This window comes from Pontibacillus yanchengensis Y32 (assembly GCF_000770635.1).
In the GTDB taxonomy this organism is placed as follows: domain Bacteria; phylum Bacillota; class Bacilli; order Bacillales; family BH030062; genus Pontibacillus; species Pontibacillus yanchengensis.
Genome location: NZ_AVBF01000003.1, coordinates 113,474 through 137,466, shown reverse-complemented (window position 1 = coordinate 137,466; position 23,993 = coordinate 113,474). Strand labels below are relative to the sequence as shown.

Sequence of the window (23,993 nt, the reverse complement as noted above, 5' to 3'; positions counted from 1 at the left end):
TTTCAACAATCTGCTTTTAGTTTATCAAACGTTTTCAGAAAAATAAACACAAAGATAATATTAATAGTAAGAACTTTTCTAGATAAAGGCATTTGACCATACAATGCTATATCCTATACATACATTATAAAGGATATAACCCTTTTATAAAGGATGAGACTGAATGGATAACTCCTTGGATGCTATAACAAGAACATTCGAAATGGATAAACAAACCTGCTTGCTTCACCTACCAGAAAAACCAAATGGATTTCTAGTCCTTTACCTTGGTGATGCAGGGCATTATGTAGAAGAACATCAATCGTTTTGGAGTGAACATCCTGAAAGAGCAAACTTACTAAATCAATTGTTAGAGAATGGGTACACATTATTTACGAGCCACCTTTACGGTAATGGATGGGGAAGTCCTAAGACCACTCATTTACTACATCAGGTCTTTCAATTCGTTCGAAGAAAAGAAATTATAAATCCGTATATTCATGTTATTGCTGAGGGAATGGGGGCATTAACAGCACTAAGATGGCAGGAGAATCATAATATTCCGATACGATCGTTTGTTTTTTTTACACCATGTTTGAGCATGAAGGCATTGTTTAATCAAGAAAGAAGCAATCAAGTCTTCTTTAAACGTTTGAAAAAAGAGCTAGCCACGTCATATGAAATGGATGAGAAGAAAATTGAAAGTAGTCTAATCCAACCCTCTTCGTTGCCTAGAACGGAGACACCTACGTTAATTTTTCATGATGTATCAAGTCAACATTATTCTGTTCATGAGCATAGTCGTCGTTTTGAAGAAGATCAACACTATTTAAATAGAAGGGTGGAGCTTAAGTTAGCAATACACCCAATTCTACCAAGAGTGACGACGTCTATTCTTCAATTTATGAAAGAACATGAAACTACGTTAAGTAATTCCTATTGAAAGCATGATTAAAGAGATTCATCATACGCTATAAATAGGAGGGGAGTAATAGATGAATTATCTGGTATGGGGTTGTTATGAAGGAATCGGATTTCATATTGTAAATGCCTTATTAGATGAAGGCCATCAAGTCGTAGGAATCGATGAACGTACTGATAAAAAAGAAACCTTAGCGATGTTTATTGGAAGGAATGCGAACTTTTCATACTACAACACAGTAGAAAATTATTTAGATGAAGAAGCTAACAATGCTTTTGAAGAAATGTATGTTATAGAACGGGAAGGGGACACACCTCCTTGGAAACCTTTAGAGAAAATCCACGCTACTTCCCGTGTTCGCATTCTATCTTTTAACCAAAAAAACCAGGGGAGAGAAGGGTGGATAACCGTGCATTTGCAACGATGCTATGGTCCATGGCTATCTACTCCTTTTTCAAGCATAACGAAACAGGATGTACCGGTTGAGGATGTAATTTCTCCCATTCTTCAAATTGCAACTTCAGCTGTTGAAAATGATGTAATAATGATGGGGATGAATGATGACAAGCAACTTGATGGATATGATAGGCTCATTTCTAGATCTACTTCTTTTGACGAAGCGATTAAACGGGTAAAAGAACATCAATGTCAATTTCCATCTTATTATGAAAAGTAACACTCAACATGTGCATACATTTACGAAATGAAGGATAAGAGATACAATGTGGTAGATATATTATTAGTTATTATGAAGTCATTGAGTAAATGAGGTGCTAGAAAGTGTATTTGCGAATCCTGGTATCATTTGCATTATTGCTTGTATTAATGACAGGATGTTCCAATGCTATGGGGCAAGGTAATATCCATAAAGTTGGAATGCTTGTCGAACATACTGTTCATGATCAGGTATGGGGGCAAAAAGGATACAAAGGGCTATTAGATATTAAAGATGAGTTAAAAGTTGATGTATATTTTAAGCAACATATACAATCCAAACAATCTGCACAAAAGGCTATTGAGGAATTCGCTCAGGAAGGCGTAAATTTAATTTTTGGACATGGTAGTTCGTTTGGAAAGTACTTCGATCAACTTCAGTCACAATACCCAGACATACAATTTGTATATTTTAATGGAAGCATTCATGGAGAAAATATAACAAGCTTAAATTTTAACGCACATGCCATGGGCTTCTTTGGCGGAATGGTTGCAGCTGGAATGTCTCAGACTGATAATGTTGGTATTATTGCAGCATATGAGTGGCAACCAGAAATAGAAGGGTTTTATGAAGGAGCACTATATCAAAACCCAGATGCTGATGTACACATCCAATATGTAAATAGTTGGGACAACACTTCGAGAGCGAAAATGATGTTTAATCAAATGAAGATAGATGATGTCGATACCTTTTACCCAGCGGGGGATGGATTTAATGTACCTTTAATGAAATCCATTAAAGAAAGTGATTTGCAAGCCATAGGGTATGTTTCAGACCAGTCTAATTTTGGAGATGCTACAGTATTAACGAGTACCGTGCAACATGTAGATAAACTATATCTATTGGCTGCCAAGCAATTCAACAATGGTGAATTGCCAAATGACGTATTAACCTTTGATTTTCAAGATGAGGCCATCTCTTTAGGTGATTTCAGTTCAACCGTACCAGAAGGATTTAAGAAGAAAGTAAAAAGTGCAGTTGAGGAGTATAAAGAAACGGGGAAACTTCCAAACAAATAATCAGCAATAATTCCATTTTATATAGGAAGGTTACCTAAGAAGTAAAAAAGCTTCTCGCGCGCTTGCGCTTTTCTTAAACTAAAAAAATCCTGGCACAGATAAGTTGTGGCAGGATTTTTTTAATGTGTAAACATAGCTTTTGAAAGCTTTTTACTGTACATATAATATTAAGCTGGAGCGGCCATGTTGTTAAGACTTCCAATTTTTAAAGAATTTTGTTACACCTTTTACATATGGGGAAAGCTGTTTGTAGGTTTCCATTACGATTTCTGTTGTATCGACAATGTCAAAAGACTCGTTTTCCTTTTTGTCTGTTTTTGTTGTTTTTGATTCGGATGAAGTTGGCCGTGGTCCAAACATAAAGTCATTAAAGCTTCTAGCTTCCTCTTGGTTTGACTGTTTTTTCTCTGCCAAGGGTTCCACCTCCTTGGTACTATATTATGGACAATAGCTTGGGTGAGGGAGGGCTCCTGTCTAATCATGACGATTGGTTCTACTTGAATCTACTTTATAAATATCTTAAAATTAGTACCAAGTCATAAGAATTGATAATATATATTACCTTTAAGGGGATGAAGATATGAGAAATGCAGGTATTTTAGGTACAGGCCATTATGTACCAGATCGTGTATTTACCAATTTTGATATGGAACAGCTTGTGGAAACGAATGACGAGTGGATTCGTACCCGTACAGGAATTGAAGAGAGAAGGTTAGCCACAGATGACATGGATACATCAAATATGGCTTATGAAGCAGCTGTACGTGCTCTGGAAAAATCTAACCTTAAGCCAGAGGACATTGATTTAATTTTAGTGGCTACTGTGACACCGGATTCGCCATTCCCATCTGTTGGTAATCGTGTTCAAGAATTGCTAGGAGCAACAAATGCAGCTTCAATGGATTTATCTGCAGCATGTGCAGGTTTTATGTATGGTATGATTACAGCACAACAGTTTATCCAAAATGGTGCGTATGACCATGTTTTAGTTATTGGTGCAGAGAAATTATCCAAAATTACCGACTGGACAGACCGTAACACCTGTGTTTTATTTGGAGACGGAGCTGGTGCTACCGTAATGGGACCTGTAAGCGAAGGAAAAGGAATCTTGTCCTTTGAATTAGGTACAGACCCTACTGGTGCCAAGCATTTATATCAATGCAAGGAAGATAACTTTATCAAGATGAATGGGCGTGAAGTATTTAAGTTTGCAGTTCGTCAAATGCCTGAATCGTCCATAAATGTACTTGAAAAAGCAGGGTTAACCAAGGAAGAAGTTGATTTTCTAGTGCCTCACCAGGCAAACATTCGAATTATGGAAGCAGCTAGACAACGTCTTGAAATTCCAGAAGAAAAAATGGCTACTTCTGTGAAGCGATATGGCAATACTTCTTCATCTTCTATTCCAATCGCCTTATCAGAAAACGTAGAAAACGGTAAAATAAAAGATAATGATGTAGTAGTGCTAGTCGGTTTCGGTGGTGGACTCACCTGGGGCGCTGTAGCATTACGTTATGGAATCTAATTGAAGGAGGAAGCTTATATGGATGCAAGGAGAGTTGTAGTTACTGGCATGGGAGCAGTCTCGCCTGTTGGTAACGATGTAGAAACGATGTGGGACAATATAGTAAACGGGAATTCGGGGATTGGAGAAATTACTAAGGTAAACAAAGATGAATTCTCTGCTCATGTATCAGGAGAATTAAAAGACTTCGATCCAGGTAACTATTTTGATAAAAAAGAAGCACGTAGAATGGACCCTTTCACACAATATGCATTAGCAGCTTCTCTAATGGCAGTGAAGCATTCTGGTTTAGAAATTAACGAGGAAAATGATACTCGTACCGGAGTGTGGATTGGATCTGGTATTGGTGGAATGAACACATACGAAGAGCAATTCCGTAAATTCATGGACAAAGGTGCTCGTCGAGTAAGCCCATTCTTTGTACCGATGATGATTCCAGACATGGCTGCAGGACAGGTTTCAATCGCGCTTGGCGCCAAAGGAATAAACTCCTGTACGGTTACAGCATGTGCCTCTGGTGCAAACTCAATCGGAGATGCATATAAAGTAATTGAACGTGGCGATGCAGACGTAATGATTGCTGGTGGTTCTGAAGCTCCACTAACGAATATGGCATTTGCCGGTTTCTCTTCAATGAAGGCTCTTTCCCCAGAAGAAGACCCTACAAAAGCAAGCCGTCCATTTGATAAGGAACGTGGTGGATTCGTTATGGGGGAAGGTGCCGGTATTCTAATATTGGAATCACTTGAATCTGCCAAAAAACGAGGCGCAACCATTTACGCCGAAATTGTAGGCTATGGTTCAACAGGAGACGCTTATCATATCACAGCACCAGCACCAACAGGTGAAGGTGCAACACGTTCTATGAAGCAAGCACTTGAAAATGCTGGTTTGAAACCGGAAGAGGTTGATTATATCAATGCTCATGGTACAGGCACAGCGTTAAATGATAAGTATGAAACAGAAGCAGTGAAGAATGTATTTGGTGAATATGCCTACAAGCTATCTATGAGCTCAACGAAATCCATGACTGGACACTTACTTGGTGCAGCAGGTGCAATCGAGTCAGTTATTTCAATAAAATCACTACTCAATAACATCGTGCCACCAACGATTAATTACGAAAACCCAGACCCAGATTGTGACTTAGATATCGTGCCTAACGAAGCAAAAGAACGCGAAGTGACAACAGTCCTTAGTAACTCATTAGGCTTTGGCGGTCATAACGCTACATTAATCTTTAAGAAATTTGCAGAGTAAGTTTGATTATAAGAAAGCGGCTCTATTCTATTGAATAGAGTCGTTTTTAATCGTTTAGTAAAATCGGTAATTGTAGGAAACCTTTTTTGACGGACATATAATCTTTTATTTTCTGTAAAAACCCTATTTTGGAGAGGGTAAGGGACATATGGTATCTTATTTGTGAAAAAACACACTCCATTAAGGTGAATTAGGCTAAATAGAGTACTGGATGTCCGTTACGAATGCAAAATAGCCTTCAAATCGAGGAATAAGAGACTATATGAAGGTGTCTATTAACTCTGGATAAGTTTGAGTCTCATTCAAACTCACTCCAATTTCATGGTTTTTAGGCTAAAAAAATAGATATATCACTCTAAAAAAGCCTAATTGTGGGGGTGCTTTGACCATTATTAAGTCCAAATATTATACGGTGGATGGTTTCCACAGTTAATAGACAGCTTCTATATGTCCGCTAGCATAGCATCATATCACTTTGAGTCCTAAACCATTCCTCGCTTTCGTTGATACCACCCATTTAGAAAACGTCCCATACACTGTAGAAATTTCGAATAATTTTAAGTCGTATCAAATAACAATCCCGCACCACTAAATAAGTGGTACGGGATTGTTTTATCATATAGGAAATTATAAAATTCAATGCTTGTGTATAACTGAAAAAGTGAAGTAGCCACGTCCAGCTCCAGCGCCCAGCGACTAGCAAACTTCCTGCACCTCCTTACGATAAGTCAACATCGAATCGCTATCGCTCTTCGTGTTTCCTTTATCTCATACGGAATCAGGGGAAGTTCGATTAAGATCGCTGCATCACGCAGCAACATCGAACCAACCCACGTCGTGTGGGCCGCAGCATATACGTCGCTACCCGGGCGCTTGCGCTTTTGTTCTCACGATTCATTATTAGTTGATTCACTTAGTGGATCTTGGCTTGCTTGTGCTTTATCCTGTTCTGATTCTGTACTCAAAAAGTCTTGTATAGCCTGACGGTTTTGCTGTTCGTTATGCGATAGTACTAGACCTATGTTGGCTACACGTTTATTTTCATAGGAACCGTCAACAGGAATACGCTGCTTTTGAATGTTTTCCGCTGGATTCATTAAGAACATGCGGCCATAATTTAATAATTGCGCATTGTTCATGTCTGTCGCAACGTAGGAACTAAGTAACCCAGCTGTTTTTGGTAGCTTAGTGATACTACTGAAAGAAACCATCTCATCCTTTAAGCGAGACATCACTTGTTGTTGTCTTCGAACACGTCCGAAGTCACTTTCGATGTCATTACGAAAACGAGCATAGTCTAACAATTGAGATCCATTTAATTTTTGTTCTCCAGGATATAAATTAATATTTACATCCCCGGCATTATCGCTATATTGCATTCGTTTTTCTACATCAATTTCAATTCCATTTGGAGCTACTGTATCGATGATGTCTTTAAACCCTTCAAAGTTCACAACAGCATAATGGTCAATTGGTACTCCAAAATTCTTTTCAATGGTTTCAGAGAGCAACGCAACGTCTCCTATAGCATATGAGGCATTGATTTTGTTATAGCCTCTTCCTGGAATTTGAACGTAAGTGTCTCTCATGATAGAGACAAGTTTAGCAGTACCTTTATCTGTGTTGTACTGGCCAATCATAATCGTATCTGTACGAGCAGATTCATTGCCTCGTTGATCACTTCCGACTAGCAGAATGTTTATCTTCTCATCTTCAGGTTTTTCAATTTCAACATCTCTATTTTCAAAATCCTCTTTTGTTTCTTCATTTTTTTCGGAATTCCCAGTACCACCATTGTCTGCACCTAAGTCTTGACCTGCTGCAAATTGAAATGAAGAATATCCAATCACACTCAAGATCAGTACAATAACGATGGAAAAGAGAAGCTTTCGTTTACGTTTTCTCTTACGTTGTCTACGTATCATACGGCTTCCGGCCATCCATGTACCTCCTCTCTCAAAAAAACCACTTATTTAATAATTTACTCCTTCTATTGTTTCAAGTAAAGAGGGTTTTTGCTTCTAGATAAAAATTCGGTCCTATCATTTGGAATGAGGGGGTAGTCTTGTACATATATTTATAGTAGCAAAATGGACGAGCTTGGGAAGGGGATGAGCAAGTGGTGGCCATTGTTCTATTTTTAATAGGATTTGGACTAGCTGTTTCTGGTGGAGTAACAATGATTGCCTATCTAAATTTTTTACCTGCGGGATTTCAATGGATGGATTACCTTTTGTTTATACAAACCCGCCCAGAATGCTATCTCCTTCCGATTGGCGTCCTTCTTATATTAGTATCTACATTTCTGTTTCCGAATGATTCCTGTTAAAAGTTGGCTGAATTCGAATAAAAATTCCTGTGATGGTCATACTGATTTCTACAGAAGAAAACGTTTGGAAAAGTGAGGGGTAAGAATGCTGTATTTACATGATGTATGGGTGAATTGGTTTGAAGGAGAAGAAAATGGATATAACGTTTGTTCGTTTCATGAATGGCGTAAAGAAGATGGCATTGAGCTTCTGGACCAGGTACCACTATTGTACGTACATGCATCGCTCTACCATTACATTGAAAATGACCTCCAAGACCTACCACAATCTTTGTTAGATGCGGTGTACAAACGAGCTTATTTACGTAAGAATCAAGAACGAATTTCCCTGGAATATGCTTTTGTCGTTACAGATGGCACATCCGTATTAGCAGTGGATACGATGGGATACAATTTACCAGTACGAAAGAGTAGATTGATTCCAAGACAAGAACGACTGGTGTACGATATGATTGATCAACACAAGCCAGAATCGTACAACTTCCGTGAAGGAGAAGAGGAGAAGGAATACCACATCTTGTCTCCTCATCCCGTGACTATGATTGGGTTAACTAGAAAAGAACGACAACTCAAGCAACTTCTAATGATGGCGTTGGATCAATTACAAACAACCCAAAATTTATCAGAAGTTCGCTATTGGTTAACAGAATGGGATCCAAGTCATTATGCAACCATTCACCAATATAGCTTTGACCAAGCATGGCAGATGCTATATAACGGTGTATCCGATGGATGGTCAAGAGCACACGAAGAACTATGCAGGAACCTTGTTAAAGGCCAACCATTTTTCGAAAAACTTTGGGAGCTAGAATACAACCAACAAGTAAACAAAGGGGTCTGACCATCAGTGCGAATGATGCACTGGGGTCAGACCCCCTTTATTATTGTCTAGATACGTCGCTTAACGGGCGCTCCCCGAGCTTTTGTTCATTACTTCTTCTTTTTCACTCGGCCTAAGCCCATTGCTTTTTTCACTTTGCGTATCGTTTTCATAGCGTCGGCATTAGCTTTTTCTGCGCCATGATCTAATATATCATCTAACTCTTCAGAGTCGATGAGTTCATAGTAGCGTTCTTGGATTGGGCGCATTGCCTCTATAACAACATTGGCTACATCCTGTTTGAATTCTCCGTAGCCTTTTCCTTCATATTTTGCTTCAAGACTCTCAATACTCTCGTTAGCAAAACTGGAATAGATGGTAAGAAGGTTGGAAATGCCTGGCTTATTCTCCGCATCGAATTTGACAATGCCTTCAGAATCAGTAACAGCACTCTTAATCTTTTTCTCCATTTGTTTTTCATCATCTAACATGGAGATGAAACCTTTTTGATTTTCGTCTGATTTACTCATTTTTTTCGTTGGCTCTTGTAAGGACATAATTCTAGCTCCAACTTGAGATATGCTAATTTCTGGAACAGTGAAAATGTCATTGTATTTATTGTTAAAACGTTGCGCTAGATTTCGTGTTAACTCTAGGTGCTGCTTTTGATCCTCTCCAACGGGAACGATATCTGTATTATATAGAAGAATATCGGATGCCATTAATGGAGGATAAGTTAGTAATCCTGCAGAAACACCTTCTCTTCCTGCTTTACTGGATTTATCTTTGAATTGCGTCATGCGTTCTAGCTCACCAATGTAGGCTACACACTGTAGCATCCATCCTAATTGCGTATGTGCTGGAACTTCTGATTGAATAAATAAGGTAGACTTATTCGGATCAATACCAGAAGCAATATACAGTGCAGCTAAGGAACGGATATTCTTACGTAATTCTAATCTGTCTTGTGGAACAGTAATAGCATGTTCATCCACAATACAAAAGTACGTATTGTTTTCTTCTTGAAGCTCAGGGAAATGCTTCATAGCTCCTAAGTAATTTCCTATTGTTAACGTCCCGCTCGGTTGAATTCCTGAAAAAATATTCTTCATCTTTTTTCACCTCATCTAGATATTCTTAAACATAAAAAAGGTCCATTCGTCTACATGTAATATGTAGGGACGAATGAACCGTGGTGCCACCCTAGTTATCTCTAAATTATTTAATAAGAGATCACTTTACCCAATATCGCCTGGGCCGCGATGTTTCCTACTTACGTTCAGAAACATTGCTCGAAAGTCCACTTCCATCTTCACATGCCATCTGTTTTCACCTACCACAGACTCTCTTTAGGCAGAGGGGGAGATGTACTCTCTTTCTCATCGCTTCGTTTATCGTATTGTTGTTAAATTATATGCAATTATACATTGATTTGCAAGCTACTTAAATTGATTGGTAAAAATAAGCTAGCAGTCCGAGCATACCAACAGTTAATACAATTCCTTGGAAGATAAACATTTTTAAAACTGTAGGTTTCACCATTTGTGAAGGGAGGGGTTTTTCTTCCCAATCGTCCAAGTAATCTCTGTCTTTAGAAACGCGGTTATTAAATCTTCGAAAACTATATGTTATAGCATCCAGGAACTTCCCTTTAATGACAATCATTAATAAAGAGATCATCACGTAAAAATATGAAACATAAAATAGGGAGTTAATGTAATGAAATAAATCATACATTGGTGCCCATATAAAGAAGAAACCAAAACTCAGGGCGACATTTACTCCTAATAACCACCACTTATTCGAGAATAGTGCCAAGTCATTTACACCCTTTCACTATATTCTAAAACATATTATAGCATGATTTTACAAAATAACCACATTGTAAAGAATGTAAAAATGACGGAAAATTTAGTAAGTAATAATGTGTGTATGCTTTATGCATTTAAAGGGGAATAGTAGTATTGGTGCTCATATAACATAATTTATAGAAATGTATATTTAGTAGAAGACATACATTTGTAGTTATTTATGCCCAATAGTTGCGTTAATTTTAATAGCACAAAATACCTATTTTATGTAATGCAAACGTAATTTTTAAAGGATTTCTTAAAATTTATGCAAAAAAGTTAATGCAAAATTGTCCGAAAAATTGTATAATTTGTTTTGTAGATAAAATATCTACTGAAAAAATTCAGTAATTCTTACTTTAAGGGGAGGTCAATTTCTAAATGAGAAACACAAAATGGTCATTACTACTTGTGTTAGGACTAGTTCTTACAATGTTCCTAGCAGCTTGCTCCGGCGGCGGATCTGAAGATGAAGGATCTGGCAATGAAGGTGACGGAGAAAACACAGAAGAAACTGACGAAGGTAGCGAAGGCGAAGGCGATTCTGGAGATGATGCTTCAGGTGCAAGTAACGAGACATTACGTCTTACTGAAGGCTCTGAAATTCCATCCATGGATGCAAGTAAAGTACAAACTTCAACTGGTATCCAATTCGTTACAGCAGTACAAGAAGGACTTTATCGTTTAGCACCAGGCGGAGAAATCGTTGATGGTGTAGCGAAGAAGTCAGAAACAGAAGTTAGTGAAGATGGACTTACATGGACATTCCATTTACGTGATAACGCAACATGGGCTAATGGAGATAAAGTAACTGCAGGCGACTTCGTTTATGCTTGGCAACGTGCTATTAACCCAGATACAGGATCTGTTTACGGACCATACTTAATGAAAGGTAACCTTAAAAACGCTACTGCTATTGCAAATGGCGAAATGGAACCTTCTGAATTAGGTGTAGAAGCTAAAGATGAGCAGACACTTGTTGTAAATCTAGAAACACCAGTACCATACTTTGACTCTTTCGCAGCATTCCCGACATTCTACCCTCTTCATAAAGAGTTCGTAGAAGAGCAAGGTGAAAACTATGCGTTAGAAGCAGACACAATTCTTTCTAACGGACCTTTCAAGATGGAAAGCTGGGACCACGGTTCAAGCTGGAAACTTGTTAAGAACGAAGACTATTGGGACGCATCTAATGTGGACCTAGGTGCAATTGATGTTCGTGTTGTTAAAGAACGTGCTACTTCCGTAAACTTATATCAAACAGGTAAAGTTGATAAAGCTGGTCTAGGCGGAGACTTTATCGATAAGTACAAAACAGATTCAGACTATAAGGAACTACAAGAAACAGTTCTTTTCTATCTGAAGTTTAACCAAGATTCTGCTACTCAAGGTGAGAAAATGCAGAACGAAAGCTTCCGTAGAGCAATTGCGCAAGGCTTTAACAAAGAAGACTACGTAAACGTAGTTGTTGGTAACAGCAGTATTCCTGCAAACTACTTTATTCCAACTGGCTTGGACAAGCATCCGGAAACAGATGAAGGCTTCCGTGACATTAACGGCGAAATGCTTAAATTCGATCTTGAAAAAGCTCAAGAGCATTGGAGTAAAGCGAAAGAAGAACTTGGATTTGAAGAAGTTGAACTTTCCTTCCTATCTGGTGACACAGAAAGTGCGAAGCTTACAAGTGAATTCTTTAAGAACCAGCTAGAAAAGAACCTACCTGGTCTTACAATCAAGCTTAAGCAGGTTCCATTTAAAGAGCGTGTTCGTATCGAGAACGCTTCTGAGTATGAACTAACATTCTCAGGTTGGGGTCCTGACTATGCAGACGCTATGACATTCCTTGACCTATGGGTAACTGGCGGACCTAACAATGACATGGGTTACTCTAACGAAGAGTATGACAAGCTAATCAACCAAGCACGTACTGATCTAGCTACGAAGCCAGTAGAGCGTTTCGAAGCAATGCTAGAAGCTGAAAAAGTACTTCTAGATGACGCTGCGATTGCTCCTGTATATCAACGTGTACGTTCTGTTCTACAAAAGCCTTACGTTAAGAACATGGATCAATTAAATCCATTTGGTAACGACTACAGCTACAAATTTGTAGAAATCGAGAAGTAAAATACAGAATCGTTACAAAACTTGTATATATGGTTAAATGAAGGAAGAGAGTATGTGTTAAGTTTTGCGCATACTCTCTTTTTCCCTGTAAAAGTACAAATAGTTCCACTAGAATGAATTTTCAAATATTTTTTCGACAAATTATTACACATGCGCTAAAGTCAAGTCTATGTGTATTGTCATGTGTATGCTAAAATGTTTCGTAGGGGAAATTTTAATAGGAGGTGTTGATATGGCTAAATATATTCTTCAACGAATTATATATATGTTCATTACATTGTTTATAATTGCTACCGTTTCGTTTTTCTTAATGAAGCTTCTTCCTGGTTCTCCATTTGCAATGGAAGGAAAGTTAAGTGAAGAGCAATTAGAATTGATGAAAGCTCGTTATGGCTTAGATCAACCAATTCCCGTTCAGTATTTTAATTATATAACGAATGTCGCACAAGGAGACCTTGGGGTGTCATTCCAGTTTGACAACAGAGAGGTTTCAACTCTAATTATGAAGAAATTAGGTCCATCTCTACAACTGGGAGCGCTTGCATTAGGTTTCGGAATGGTTGTTGGAATGCTATTAGGTATAGCAGCCGCCATTAAACATAATACGTTTATTGATTACGGTTCAACTTTCTTAGCTGTAATCGGTAAATCAATTCCAAGCTTTGTGTTTGCTGGAATGCTTCAGTATTACATTGCTGTAAAATTAGGTTGGTTGCCAGCTGCATTCTGGGAAGGCCCTAGGTATATGATTTTACCTACCATAGCTTTGGCGATGTTCCCAATTGCAACAGCAGCACGTTTTATGCGTACGGAAATGTTAGAAGTGTTAGGTTCTGACTTTATCACAACCGCTAGAGCAAAAGGACTTAACAGTGTATTAGTTACCTTTAAACACGGACTTCGAAACGCGGTAATTCCATTGATTACAGTAGTTGGTCCACTAGCTGTCGCGCTTATGACTGGTAACCTGGTAATTGAGAATATCTTTGCAATCCCAGGATTAGGTGAACAGTTTGTAAAATCTATCACAACAAATGACTACCCAATGATTATGGGAACAACACTGTTCTTCTCTTTCTTATTTATCTTTATTGTATTGGTAGTCGACATACTATATGGAATTATTGATCCCCGTATCCGACTAGCAGGAGGTAAAGATTAAGTATGGCAAACGAAGAGCATAAGTATAATAAAGATCGATTTGAACCCATAGAAATATCAGAGGAAAAAGGGGAAGAACTTTCAAGACCCCAATTAAGCTACCTACAAGATTCATGGATTCGATTAAAGAAGAATAAAGGGGCTATTATTGGCCTACTAATTCTACTCTTCATTGGCTTTATGGCTATTTTCGGTCCATATATGAATAACTACACATTCAAAGAACAAGATTCTAACATTACGAACGTACCACCACGTGTACAAGGTCTTGAGAATATCTCATGGCTTGGACTTGATGGTAAAGAAACCGAAGTTTTAGAAGGTGAATCTGTAGAGGCCTTAAAAGAGAAAGCGCTTTATGTTTTTGAAACTGAACCTGAATTTATTGAGTCTAAAGTAATTCAAGAGGCTACAGAAGATGAAATGGCAAAAGTGGAGTTCACAAATGATATCTATGCCGCAAGAGGCATTCAAGATGAATATTATTGGTTTGGTACTGATCAGCTAGGTCGTGACCTTTGGACGCGTACTTGGTCTGGTACTCGAATCTCTTTATATATTGCTATTTTAGCAGCAACCATTGATATGGTTATTGGTGTTATTTATGGTGGAGTTTCTGCATATTATGGTGGTCGTGTCGATAACTATATGCAGCGTATTGTGGAGATTTTAGTAGGAATACCAAACTTGGTAGTTGTAATTCTCATGATTCTCGTACTCGAACCCGGTATTTTGTCGATAACCATTGCCTTAACCATAACAGGCTGGATTGGAATGGCCAGGGTAATACGAGGGAATGTTCTTAAACTTAAGAATCAAGAATTTGTTCTAGCATCTCGGACGCTAGGGTCAAGTGACTCACGTATTCTGATGAAACACTTAGTACCTAACGTAACTGGGTTAATCATTATTAATACAATGTTTACAATTCCAGGAGCTATTTTCTTCGAGGCTTTCCTAAGCTTTATTGGACTAGGTTTACAGCCACCTTTAGCTTCCCTTGGTACTTTAATTGATGATGCATTTAAATCATTCCAAATTTATCCTTATATGCTTGTATTCCCATCCGTTATCATCTCGTTAATCATGGTTGCATTTAACGTTCTAGCAGATGGACTACGAGATGCACTAGATCCGAAGATGAGGGAATAGAAAGGTAGGTGTGCTTTTCATGGAAAAAATACTAGATGTAAAAGATTTAAAAGTGTCGTTCGATACCCACGGAGGGGAAGTAGAAGCAGTTCGTGGTGTGAACTTCCATTTAAATAAAGGTGAAACATTAGCAATTGTAGGAGAGTCTGGTTCTGGTAAATCCGTTACAACAAAAGCATTAATGGGTTTAATTCCATCACCTCCTGGTAAGATCAAGAATGGTGAAATTCTATTTGAAGGAAAAGACTTAACGAAGCTTTCTGATAGAGCTATGTCGAAGGTTCGCGGTAAAGATATCTCTATGATATTTCAGGATCCTATGACATCTCTTAATCCAACAATGAAAATCGGTAATCAAATTATGGAAGGCTTAATTAAGCACCAAAAAATGAACCGTAGCAAGGCAAAAAGTCGTGCAATTGAATTATTGGAAATGGTTGGTATTCCAGATGCGAAAGGTCGTATTAATCAATACCCACACCAATTCTCTGGTGGTATGAGACAACGTGTTGTTATTGCAATAGCACTAGCATGTAACCCGAAAATTCTACTTGCCGATGAGCCAACCACAGCACTAGACGTTACGATACAGGCACAGATATTAGAATTAATGAAAGATTTACAAAAGAAAACAGAGACGTCCATTGTATTTATTACGCACGACCTAGGTGTAGTAGCAAACGTAGCTGATCGTGTAGCTGTAATGTATGCTGGGAAAATCGTTGAGGTTGGAACAGTTGATGATATTTTCTATAACCCACAGCATCCATATACTTGGGGATTACTAGGATCTATGCCAACACTTGATGACGAAGAAAGTGAATTAGCAGCGATTCAAGGTACACCTCCTGACTTGTTAAATCCTCCAAAAGGGGATGCGTTTGCGGCTCGTAACCAATATGCGTTAAAAATCGATACAGAAGAAGAGCCTCCGATGTTCAAAGTGTCTGATTCGCATTATGCCGCTACCTGGTTGCTTCATGAGAACGCACCTAAAATTGAATTACCTGAGGCTGTTAAGAAACGCACTCAAGGTTTTGCAAGCATGGGCGCTTCGAATGATGATGGGAAAGGTGATACCAAATGAGTCAATCACAAGAAAAATTACTTGAAATAAAAGGCCTTAAACAACATTTCCAATCAGGAAGAAATAATGTAGTTAAAGCAGTAGATGGGTTAACGTTTGATATTTATAAAGGCGAAACATTTGGATTAGTTGGTGAATCTGGTTGTGGTAAATCTACTACTGGCCGTACAATTATTCGCCTATACGATGCTACTGATGGTGAAGTTCTTTTTGATGGAGAAAATGTTCATGGAAAGAAAAATAAATCAGAGATGAAGAAATTTAATCGTAAAATGCAGATGATTTTCCAAGACCCGTATGCATCCCTTAACCCGCGTATGAAGGTTATGGATACGATAGCAGAAGGGCTGGATATCCATGGTTTGGTAAAAGATCAAAAGGAACGCCAGAAAAAAGTTGAAGATCTGTTAGAAACTGTAGGATTAAACAAAGAGCATGCGAACCGTTATCCCCACGAATTTAGTGGTGGACAACGTCAGCGTATTGGTATTGCTCGTGCTCTAGCAGTGGATCCTGACTTTATTATCGCTGACGAGCCTATTTCTGCATTGGACGTTTCCATTCAAGCGCAGGTCGTCAACCTAATGAGAAAACTACAACGCGAACAAGGCCTTACGTATCTATTTATTGCCCATGACCTATCCATGGTAAAATACATCAGTGATCGAATTGGTGTTATGTACTTTGGTAAGCTTGTAGAGTTAGCGGATAGTGATGAGTTATACAAAAATCCATTGCACCCTTACACACAATCCTTACTTTCAGCGATTCCGTTACCAGACCCAGATTATGAACGAAATCGCCAACGTAAAAACTACGATCCTACACAACATGATACGAGCGAAGAGCCAGAGTTTCGTGAAATTAAACCAGGACACTGGATCCTGTGTACAACGAAGGAACTAGAGCAATACAAAAAGCAATTAAAATAATAATGATTAAACCTCATCATATAGGTGGTGAGGTTTTTATTTTACTTTCTAGTGTAAAAATATTACATATACGTGTCAGGGTAATTGAAAAAGTAGTAGGTATAAGACAAATGTATGAAAAATATAAATAAATAGGAAAAATATATAAATTGTTTCCCAAAAGTTCCTCATTGTCTTTTATAATAGTAATATATTCTTTAATTAGGAGTCGATGCGATATGGAGAAAATGCAACATAAGACGGTAGTCCTCATAGGAATTCTCCTTCTAAGTTTGAGTTTCCCGCTACATAATAAAGTCTCTGCTGATGAAGGTTCAGAGGCACAAACAGTATCGTTTCACACGGAAAATCAAATGACGTTACAGAAGCGTGAGTTACCTGATCCTGTACCAAGATTTGTATATGATACTGGGCTTAATTTTGAATATCCAGATGCAGTTAGAGGAATTTATGTAACAGGTCCTAGTGCCGGGGGAAGTCGTTTTGAGAAACTAACCAAATTAATAAAGGATACAGAATTGAATAGTATGGTAATTGATATTAAAGAGGATGCAGGCATTTTAACGTATAAACCAGAAGAGGAATCTCCTTATCATGATGTAGGTAGAAATTATATTAAGGATCCAAAGAAATTGCTAAAAACATTAGAAGAAAAAGAAATTTACCCTATAGCTCGAATAGTCGTTTTTAAGGACAGTGAATTAGCCAAAAAACGACCAGAATGGTCATTTAAGGAAAATGGGAAGGTATGGGCAAATGGAAAAGGGGAGTCCTTTGTAAATCCATTTATGAAAGAAGTTTGGGACTACAATGTTGAAGTTGCTAAAAAAGCTGCAGAAATGGGTTTTCAGGAAATCCAATTTGATTATGTCAGGTTCCCAGAAGGATTCGAGAAACGTGATGACATCCTTACCTATAATGAAGGTGACTATAAAGATTTCGAAGGCGACAATGTTCAAAAACGTGTAACTGCCGTAACAGATTTTGTTAAATATGCTAGAGAAGAATTAGAGTATTATGATGTTGATGTATCGGTAGATATTTTCGGTTATTCTGCAACTATTGCTGAGGCTCCAGGTATTGGACAGAATTTCACCAAAATATCAGAGCAAGTCGATGTAATATCATCCATGATTTATCCTTCACATTGGACATCGTACTTTGGTATTCCGTTCCCTGATAAAGAACCTTATAAACTAGTTTCCGAATATGCAAAAGTGGAAAATGAAAGATTGGGTGAATTAGAAGACCCTCCAACCTCTAGACCTTGGATACAAGATTTCGATGCTCCTTGGCTCTACAGAGGAGAACCAACAAAGCATTATGATAAAGAAGAGGTTGAAGCTCAAATTAAGGCGTTAAATGAACATGGAATAAATGAATTTTTATTATGGAATCCTGTTAACTCTTATTCAGAAAATGTTGATTACACTCCATAATACAAAACATCCTGGCTAATTTCGCCAGGATGTTTTTTTGCATAGAAAGTATTAGTTTCCACGCTATTCCTAATATCTAGTTTCTAGGGACCGAAGATACAATGTATAAAAGCTTTTAATCTTTTCAACATAAGTAAAGGGATTACATTTTTCTTTTTGATTGCACACCAATTCCACGCCAGTTTTTTTGTATGGTAGTGGAGATAATCTTATATGAATCTCTAGAGCTTCTTCCAAATATTGTACTAACTATAAGGTGAACAATACTAGCTAGAAATGCCGTTGATAAAATAATGCCAATCCCTACAAGAAACATGTCCAAAATGAATAAATGCATAAACAAAGGCTCCTTTCGAAAGATAGAAATGTGACCATGTTATACTATATGCTATTAAGGAAAAGTTTTTGATTGGAAAGTTTTAGAGAGGTAAATTTCACAAATCGCTGAAAATTCGTTATAATTAAAAGGACTACACAAAAAGGAGTAGATCAATGAATTGGTATGAGAAGTTAAATGAATATTTTCCGGTTGAGGAAATGAAGTCTAAGGAGCATATGGATTTGCTCTTGAAAGAAAAAAGTGATGTGTACATTAAGGATGAAAGTTCAAAGCACGTTTTAATGTATGCTGAATTTAAAACGTTTATATTTATTGATTATGTTTGGGTATCCACTAAAGCAAGAGGACAGGGAATCGGTCATAAACTGATTGAGAAACTAAAATCTAAAGGTAAACCAATCATATTAGAGGTAGAGCCTGTTGATTATGAAGATACGGACACCGAAAAACGCCTCAAATTCTACCAGAAAGAAGGATTCGAACACGCCCATACCATTGGTTACACTAGACGTTCACTTGCTACCAATGAACTAAACCAAATGGAAATCCTTTATTGGTCCCCAGAACACGAATCCGAAGAGTCCATTTTCGAAAAAATGAAGGAATTGTATATAAATATTCATACGTATAAGGATAAAGAATTATACGGTGAATCCTACCAGCCAGTTGAAGAAGTCCTCACAATTAATGAAGATTCAGATTCCAAAAATATTTTAGAAGATATTACTACACCTGAAAAAGCTTAGAAAAGTAGTATAGCAAGTAGGGAAATTGTTTACCCTGCTTGCTTATTTATATCTTGCTGTAAGAAAATTTGATTATCAGAAATAATGATGAAAATGATATTCAAGACAAGAAGTATAAATTTTTAAAAAAAGAATAGTTTATATGTTTAGATCTATATACAAGTGGAATAGTACATATGTAAATAGTTGTCCGTTGTATAATGTTTGTATGATAGAAAATTATTTTTTGTTTAGTGTCTACCGTTTTGGTTGTAAATGTAGTATACTTAAATTTAAGCGCCTACATTAAACTTATTTTAATTTAATAAGCGATTAAAACATTCGTGATAAATTTTGATTGAGGAGTGAAGATTGCATGGTCACACTTTATACTTCTCCAAGTTGTACATCATGTCGTAAAGCGAAGGCTTGGTTAGAGGAGCATGATATTCCGTTTGAGGAACGTAACATTTTTTCTGAACCCCTGTCTATTGATGAGATTAAAGAAGTTCTGCGCATGACAGAAGACGGCACAGATGAAATTATTTCGACTCGATCAAAGGTTTTTCAAAACATGGAAGTCGAGCTGGATCAACTTCCTATGAAAGATTTATTGGATATGATTACCGCAAATCCTGGTCTGTTACGTCGACCAATAATTGTAGACGAAAAACGTTTGCAGGTTGGATACAATGAGGATGAAATCCGTAGATTTTTACCTAGAACCGTTCGTACATTTCAGCTTCAGGAAGCACAACGCTTAGTTAACTAAATTTAATACTTAATCATAATAAAACTCTGCTGAATTATTCAGCAGAGTTTTTAGTGTGGAACAATTATGTTAGGCATGTTGACTTTTTCGTTGATTTAGCAAATATCCCATTCCAATTACAAGGAATATGGAGGCAATAGGAATGACCCACTCAAGAAATGCATATTCATGGAAAAAGGCTTCAAAATTACCTTCATGCAAAATCATCTCACCAGCTGTGTATGCTAGAATACCAGAACCAAGATACACAAGGAATGGATATTTTTCTAGTAAGGCAAGAATAAGTTTACTTCCCCAAATAATAATGGGAACGGAAACGAGCAATCCTATAACAACTAGCCAGATGTTACCATGGGAAGCGCCTGCTATGGCAAGGACGTTATCAAAACCCATAACCAAGTCAGCGAATACAATCGTTTTTATCGCTCCAGAGAGGCTGGTTTTAGCTTCTATGTCAGGGTCTTCTTCATTATCTGTAAGAAGCTTTATAGCAATGTAAATGAGTAGTATTCCGCCTACAGCTTGTAAAAAAGGAATTTGTAGTAAGTAAACAGCAACGGCTGTTAATGCAATCCTGATTGCTACTGCTAAGCCTGTCCCCCAAAAGATTGCTTTGTTGCGCTGCTTATCAGGTAAGTTTCTACTAGCTAGTGCAATAACAATGGCATTATCACCGCCTAGAACAATGTCGATGCCGATTATGATCAATATATCTTTGATCAAGTCTAATTCCAAGCAAAAAACCTCCTACTACCTAGTGACAATAGCTGAAATTTCAGCTAAAATAATGAATTAACTTACGAATAAATTTATGATTCTCGACTTAACTAATATAGTGCAACCCTTTTTCGATGTCAAGAATCTAGGTCATTCGTTTGTTTTGAACATTTTGAGCAATTCTGTTTTCAATATACCCCTAAGTATCATAAAATAGTAACAAATACTAAAAGGATTCAACACATCAAATGGTTGAAACATTTCAAATCAGGGTATGTTGTAAATAAGAACTATTTTTATAGGGTGAAGTTTTCCCTTCCACCTAAACTAATCAACAGAAGGGAGCGAGTTCAATGGAAATCGAACGTATTAATGAGAATACCGTTAAATTCTATGTGACGTATATGGACATCGAAGATCGAGGTTTTGACCGAGAAGAGATCTGGTATAATAGAGAAAGAAGTGAACAGCTCTTCTGGCAAATGATGGATGAAGTAAATGATGAAGAAGGGTTCAGTCTAGATGGACCGTTATGGATACAAGTACAGGCTATGGATAAAGGCTTAGAAATTGTTGTAACAAAAGCTCAGATTTCTAAAGATGGACATAAGCTTGAACTACCTACTGATGATGGCAAAACCATCGACATGCCAGTTGATGAAAAACTGGAATCCATGTTAGATAGTGGGGAAGAGGTAAACAAAGATCAAGACAGTGAATCCACTGGAGAAAATGATGAGAAGTCATCAAATGATCGTTTATCTTTCGTTATTCGTTTCCAAGACTTTGAAGAAGTTATTCAACTAAGTCATTACTTCGATAAGCCAGATGGCATCACAGATAAGCTTTATCACTTCGAAGACACGTATTTCTTATACGTAGAATTCACTAAAGAAGAGATGAGCGACGAAATACAAGAAAATATTCTAAGCCAATTACTTGAATTTGGTCATGAATCTCAATTGACTGTCCACCGCTTAGAAGAATACGGAAAAACCATTTTCGATGAAGATGCATTGAAACAAATTTCCAACTACTTTCCAGAAAAATAACTGGATTTGAAGCGACAACGAAATGTTGTCGCTTTTTATTTTTGTCTAGCGTACTATAAAATTCAATACTTGTGTATAACTGAAAAAGTGGTGCGGCCACGTCCAGCTCCAGCGCCTACCCCCTCGGGGTCTTAAGTCAAGGCTCGCTGTGGCAAATAACGCCACTTCGAGGCTTGACTTAAGCCTGTCGGGGGTGACCAAGGCGCTTGCGCTTTTACATCGTCCAGCTCCAGCGCCCAGCGACTAGTATGCTTCCCTCGCCTCCGTACGATAAGTTAACATCGAATCACTTCGTTCTTCGTGTTGCCTTTATCTCCTACGGCTCAGTCCAGCATATACGTCGCTAGCAGGGCGCTTGCGCTTTTGTTCTGAATTTTAAAGGACAAATAAAGTTCATTAAACCTTTCATCTCACATAGTGAATCAAAAATGGTTTCACATTCGTATAACGAATAAGAGTGAAAAACAAAGGGTAAATAGAATATACTTCTAACAACACGGTGAATTTCAGAAAGGGTCGAGCCTTCATGTTTAAACGTATTCAAATCTTAGTGTTTTTAACCTTAATAGGTTTTGTGCTTTATCTGACACATTCTTACTGGCAAGGTTGGCTTCTAGGAACAATCTCAATCCTTTTTACGGTATCAGCTGTGTTTATTGGAGTTGTGATATTTTTTGAAAATAGACATCCAACGCAAACGTTAACGTGGCTTGTAGTATTAGCTGCAGTTCCAATTGTTGGTTTCTTTTTCTACATAATCTTTGGTCAAAATTATCGAAAACGGAAAATGTTTCAACAAAAAGGGGAAATTGATGAACAAGCCTTTCGAAGAATAGAAGGGTCTAGGCAGATTGATCACAGCCAGATGGAACAAATGGGTGACCACCAAAAGCTTCTTTTCCGCTTGGCTCAACGATTAGCCCATTCCCCCATCACATTTAATACCAATACAAAAGTATTAACTGATGGAGAAGAAACGTTTGAAGCGTTATTACATGAACTAAATAGAGCGCAACATCACATCCATATGGAGTACTATATTGTTCGACACGATGAAATAGGAATAGAAATTAAAAACATTCTAATGGAGAAAGCACAACAAGGTGTAGAAGTACGGTTTTTGTACGATGCTGTGGGGAGTTGGCAATTATCAAATCGCTTTAAGCAAGACTTAGAGGATGCTGGAGTGGAAGTGGTTCCATTTTCACCAGTTCGTCTACCGTTTCTTAATAACAAAATCAACTTTAGAAACCACCGTAAGATTGTAGTTGTCGATGGTAAGACGGCTTTTGTCGGAGGGTTAAATATTGGGGATGAATATTTAGGAAGGGATTCAAACTATGGTTTTTGGAGAGATACACATTTACTTGTTCAAGGAGAGTCTGTACGCAGCCTTCAGTTGATATTTTTGCAGGATTGGTACTATATGACTGGGAGGGCTCATTTAACTAGTGAGTACCTGTCTCCTCCTCTTGTAGACTCAGAGGGGCGAGGTGGAGTACAGATGATCGCTAGTGGACCTGATAATGAATGGGAAGTCATCAAACATGTGTTTTTCTCCATGATAGTAAGTGCGAAGGAATCAATATGGATTGCGTCTCCGTACTTCATTCCGGATGAAGATATTTTGACAGCTTTAAAGGCTGCTGCTTTAAGTGGGATTGATGTTAAGTTGCTTGTCCCAAATCAACCTGATAAGCGAATTGTGTATTATGCTTCTAGATCATATTTTCCAGAGTTATTAGAGGCAGGTGTGAAGATTTATGCCTTTAATAAAGGGTTTATGCACAGCAAGCTAATGATTGTCGACAATGAATTGGCTTCAATAGGAACATCGAATATGGATATGAGGAGCTTTCATTTAAATTTTGAAGTGAATGCGTTCCTATATAGAACCCAAAGTACTGAAAAGTTGGTGCATGATTACGAGGACGATTTAACTAATGCGAAAGAAATCACTTTAGAATCATTTAAAAAAAGACCGATACTCAAAAGGTTTTTGGAATCCACTTCCCGACTTCTTTCTCCTTTGCTCTAATGAATACTGAAGATGTTTCTTTTATAAAGGGGCAT

Annotated in this window: 23 protein-coding genes and 1 other annotated feature; of the genes, 17 read left to right on the top strand and 6 right to left on the bottom strand. The window is 37.6% G+C overall.

Annotated elements, in window-relative coordinates; all coding sequences use genetic code 11:
• The first annotated feature begins 163 nt into the window (after positions 1-163).
• From N782_RS02310 to N782_RS02300, 3 genes are all read left to right on the top strand, one after another.
• Entirely contained in the window at positions 164-922 is a 759-nt protein-coding gene (locus tag N782_RS02310) for a hypothetical protein (protein ID WP_052111114.1), read from the top strand.
• A gap of 52 nt (positions 923-974) precedes the next feature.
• Positions 975-1,577: a Rossmann-fold NAD(P)-binding domain-containing protein gene (locus N782_RS02305; protein WP_036815667.1), complete on the top strand. Its 603-nt coding sequence runs from the start codon at positions 975-977 to the stop codon at positions 1,575-1,577.
• Positions 1,578-1,681: 104 nt separating this feature from the next.
• Positions 1,682-2,635: a BMP family ABC transporter substrate-binding protein gene (locus tag N782_RS02300; RefSeq protein WP_237582484.1), complete on the top strand. Its 954-nt coding sequence runs from the start codon at positions 1,682-1,684 to the stop codon at positions 2,633-2,635.
• Positions 2,636-2,824: 189 nt separating this feature from the next.
• On the opposite strand, the gene N782_RS02295 is transcribed toward N782_RS02300, so the two are convergent.
• The gene (locus N782_RS02295; RefSeq protein WP_036815666.1) at positions 2,825-3,049 is read right to left on the bottom strand and encodes a hypothetical protein; all 225 of its coding nucleotides are present in this window, start codon (positions 3,047-3,049) and stop codon (positions 2,825-2,827) included.
• Positions 3,050-3,215: 166 nt separating this feature from the next.
• Here N782_RS02295 and N782_RS02290 point away from each other — a divergent pair, with 166 nt between their 5' ends.
• Both N782_RS02290 and fabF read left to right on the top strand, forming a co-directional pair.
• The gene (locus tag N782_RS02290) at positions 3,216-4,160 is read left to right on the top strand and encodes a beta-ketoacyl-ACP synthase III (RefSeq protein ID WP_036815665.1); all 945 of its coding nucleotides are present in this window, start codon (positions 3,216-3,218) and stop codon (positions 4,158-4,160) included.
• Between the two features lie 18 nt (positions 4,161-4,178).
• A complete protein-coding gene (gene fabF / locus N782_RS02285; protein ID WP_036815663.1) occupies positions 4,179-5,420 on the top strand; it encodes a beta-ketoacyl-ACP synthase II in 1,242 nt (413 codons plus the stop codon).
• An 887-nt stretch (positions 5,421-6,307) separates the two neighbouring features.
• Here the strand turns inward: fabF and N782_RS02280 are convergent.
• Entirely contained in the window at positions 6,308-7,360 is a 1,053-nt protein-coding gene (locus tag N782_RS02280) for an LCP family protein (RefSeq protein ID WP_036815661.1), read from the bottom strand.
• Between the two features lie 179 nt (positions 7,361-7,539).
• Between N782_RS02280 and N782_RS02275 the strand changes: the two genes are divergently transcribed.
• A complete protein-coding gene (locus N782_RS02275; RefSeq protein WP_036815660.1) occupies positions 7,540-7,749 on the top strand; it encodes a YuzI family membrane protein in 210 nt (69 codons plus the stop codon).
• A gap of 85 nt (positions 7,750-7,834) precedes the next feature.
• Positions 7,835-8,590 (top strand): YjbA family protein, encoded by a 756-nt coding sequence (locus N782_RS02270; RefSeq protein ID WP_036815659.1) that lies wholly within the window; start codon positions 7,835-7,837, stop codon positions 8,588-8,590.
• Positions 8,591-8,679: 89 nt separating this feature from the next.
• Here the strand turns inward: N782_RS02270 and trpS are convergent, their stop codons facing one another.
• The gene (trpS, locus tag N782_RS02265) at positions 8,680-9,681 is read right to left on the bottom strand and encodes a tryptophan--tRNA ligase (RefSeq protein ID WP_036815658.1); all 1,002 of its coding nucleotides are present in this window, start codon (positions 9,679-9,681) and stop codon (positions 8,680-8,682) included.
• Between the two features lie 62 nt (positions 9,682-9,743).
• Positions 9,744-9,961, bottom strand: a binding site (T-box leader).
• Positions 9,962-10,012: 51 nt separating this feature from the next.
• Complete coding sequence (locus tag N782_RS02260) at positions 10,013-10,387, bottom strand: DUF3899 domain-containing protein (RefSeq protein WP_036815656.1); 375 nt, start codon at positions 10,385-10,387, stop codon at positions 10,013-10,015.
• A 413-nt stretch (positions 10,388-10,800) separates the two neighbouring features.
• On the opposite strand from N782_RS02260, the gene N782_RS02255 reads away from it, so the two are divergent.
• From N782_RS02255 to N782_RS02230, 6 genes are all read left to right on the top strand, one after another.
• Entirely contained in the window at positions 10,801-12,543 is a 1,743-nt protein-coding gene (locus N782_RS02255; protein WP_036815654.1) for a peptide ABC transporter substrate-binding protein, read from the top strand.
• Positions 12,544-12,775: 232 nt separating this feature from the next.
• Positions 12,776-13,705, top strand: a complete 930-nt coding sequence (gene opp3b / locus N782_RS02250; protein ID WP_036815652.1) for an oligopeptide ABC transporter permease — start codon at positions 12,776-12,778, stop codon at positions 13,703-13,705.
• Positions 13,706-13,707: 2 nt separating this feature from the next.
• The gene (gene opp3C, locus N782_RS02245; RefSeq protein WP_036815651.1) at positions 13,708-14,856 is read left to right on the top strand and encodes an oligopeptide ABC transporter permease; all 1,149 of its coding nucleotides are present in this window, start codon (positions 13,708-13,710) and stop codon (positions 14,854-14,856) included.
• 19 nt (positions 14,857-14,875) lie between these two features.
• The gene (locus tag N782_RS02240; protein WP_036815649.1) at positions 14,876-15,943 is read left to right on the top strand and encodes an ABC transporter ATP-binding protein; all 1,068 of its coding nucleotides are present in this window, start codon (positions 14,876-14,878) and stop codon (positions 15,941-15,943) included.
• Positions 15,940-16,875 carry an ABC transporter ATP-binding protein gene (locus N782_RS02235; protein WP_036815647.1) on the top strand — a complete coding sequence of 312 codons (936 nt, stop codon included), beginning with the start codon at positions 15,940-15,942 and terminating at the stop codon, positions 16,873-16,875. The genes N782_RS02240 and N782_RS02235 overlap by 4 nt, the downstream gene beginning before the upstream one ends.
• Before the next feature lie 218 nt (positions 16,876-17,093).
• Positions 17,094-18,314 carry a putative glycoside hydrolase gene (locus N782_RS02230; RefSeq protein ID WP_036815645.1) on the top strand — a complete coding sequence of 407 codons (1,221 nt, stop codon included), beginning with the start codon at positions 17,094-17,096 and terminating at the stop codon, positions 18,312-18,314.
• Positions 18,315-18,456: 142 nt separating this feature from the next.
• Here N782_RS02230 and N782_RS02225 read toward each other — a convergent pair whose 3' ends face one another.
• Positions 18,457-18,651: a hypothetical protein gene (locus tag N782_RS02225; protein WP_036815643.1), complete on the bottom strand. Its 195-nt coding sequence runs from the start codon at positions 18,649-18,651 to the stop codon at positions 18,457-18,459.
• A 155-nt stretch (positions 18,652-18,806) separates the two neighbouring features.
• Between N782_RS02225 and N782_RS02220 the strand changes: the two genes are divergently transcribed.
• The gene (locus N782_RS02220) at positions 18,807-19,400 is read left to right on the top strand and encodes a GNAT family N-acetyltransferase (protein WP_036815642.1); all 594 of its coding nucleotides are present in this window, start codon (positions 18,807-18,809) and stop codon (positions 19,398-19,400) included.
• Between the two features lie 355 nt (positions 19,401-19,755).
• Positions 19,756-20,151: a transcriptional regulator SpxA gene (spxA, locus tag N782_RS02215; protein WP_036815641.1), complete on the top strand. Its 396-nt coding sequence runs from the start codon at positions 19,756-19,758 to the stop codon at positions 20,149-20,151.
• Positions 20,152-20,220: 69 nt separating this feature from the next.
• Here the strand turns inward: spxA and N782_RS02210 are convergent, their stop codons facing one another.
• Entirely contained in the window at positions 20,221-20,886 is a 666-nt protein-coding gene (locus N782_RS02210; protein ID WP_036815639.1) for a TerC family protein, read from the bottom strand.
• Positions 20,887-21,221: 335 nt separating this feature from the next.
• Here N782_RS02210 and mecA point away from each other — a divergent pair, with 335 nt between their 5' ends.
• Both mecA and cls read left to right on the top strand, forming a co-directional pair.
• Positions 21,222-21,920, top strand: a complete 699-nt coding sequence (gene mecA / locus N782_RS02205) for an adaptor protein MecA (RefSeq protein WP_036815638.1) — start codon at positions 21,222-21,224, stop codon at positions 21,918-21,920.
• Positions 21,921-22,446: 526 nt separating this feature from the next.
• A complete protein-coding gene (gene cls / locus N782_RS02200) occupies positions 22,447-23,958 on the top strand; it encodes a cardiolipin synthase (protein ID WP_036815637.1) in 1,512 nt (503 codons plus the stop codon).
• The last annotated feature ends 35 nt before the right edge of the window (positions 23,959-23,993 follow it).

Excerpts from the sequence above, each read along its gene's own strand:
- N782_RS02310 (WP_052111114.1), top strand. The coding sequence starts at position 164 with ATGGATAACTCCTTGGATGCTATAACAAGAACATTCGAAATGGATAAA.
- N782_RS02305 (WP_036815667.1), top strand. The coding sequence starts at position 975 with ATGAATTATCTGGTATGGGGTTGTTATGAAGGAATCGGATTTCATATT.
- N782_RS02290 (WP_036815665.1), top strand. The coding sequence starts at position 3,216 with ATGAGAAATGCAGGTATTTTAGGTACAGGCCATTATGTACCAGATCGT.
- fabF (WP_036815663.1), top strand. The coding sequence starts at position 4,179 with ATGGATGCAAGGAGAGTTGTAGTTACTGGCATGGGAGCAGTCTCGCCT.
- N782_RS02280 (WP_036815661.1), bottom strand. The coding sequence starts at position 7,360 with ATGGCCGGAAGCCGTATGATACGTAGACAACGTAAGAGAAAACGTAAA.
- N782_RS02270 (WP_036815659.1), top strand. The coding sequence starts at position 7,835 with ATGCTGTATTTACATGATGTATGGGTGAATTGGTTTGAAGGAGAAGAA.
- trpS (WP_036815658.1), bottom strand. The coding sequence starts at position 9,681 with ATGAAGAATATTTTTTCAGGAATTCAACCGAGCGGGACGTTAACAATA.
- N782_RS02255 (WP_036815654.1), top strand. The coding sequence starts at position 10,801 with ATGAGAAACACAAAATGGTCATTACTACTTGTGTTAGGACTAGTTCTT.
- opp3b (WP_036815652.1), top strand. The coding sequence starts at position 12,776 with ATGGCTAAATATATTCTTCAACGAATTATATATATGTTCATTACATTG.
- opp3C (WP_036815651.1), top strand. The coding sequence starts at position 13,708 with ATGGCAAACGAAGAGCATAAGTATAATAAAGATCGATTTGAACCCATA.
- N782_RS02240 (WP_036815649.1), top strand. The coding sequence starts at position 14,876 with ATGGAAAAAATACTAGATGTAAAAGATTTAAAAGTGTCGTTCGATACC.
- N782_RS02235 (WP_036815647.1), top strand. The coding sequence starts at position 15,940 with ATGAGTCAATCACAAGAAAAATTACTTGAAATAAAAGGCCTTAAACAA.
- N782_RS02230 (WP_036815645.1), top strand. The coding sequence starts at position 17,094 with ATGGAGAAAATGCAACATAAGACGGTAGTCCTCATAGGAATTCTCCTT.
- N782_RS02225 (WP_036815643.1), bottom strand. The coding sequence starts at position 18,651 with ATGCATTTATTCATTTTGGACATGTTTCTTGTAGGGATTGGCATTATT.
- N782_RS02220 (WP_036815642.1), top strand. The coding sequence starts at position 18,807 with ATGAATTGGTATGAGAAGTTAAATGAATATTTTCCGGTTGAGGAAATG.
- spxA (WP_036815641.1), top strand. The coding sequence starts at position 19,756 with ATGGTCACACTTTATACTTCTCCAAGTTGTACATCATGTCGTAAAGCG.
- mecA (WP_036815638.1), top strand. The coding sequence starts at position 21,222 with ATGGAAATCGAACGTATTAATGAGAATACCGTTAAATTCTATGTGACG.
- cls (WP_036815637.1), top strand. The coding sequence starts at position 22,447 with ATGTTTAAACGTATTCAAATCTTAGTGTTTTTAACCTTAATAGGTTTT.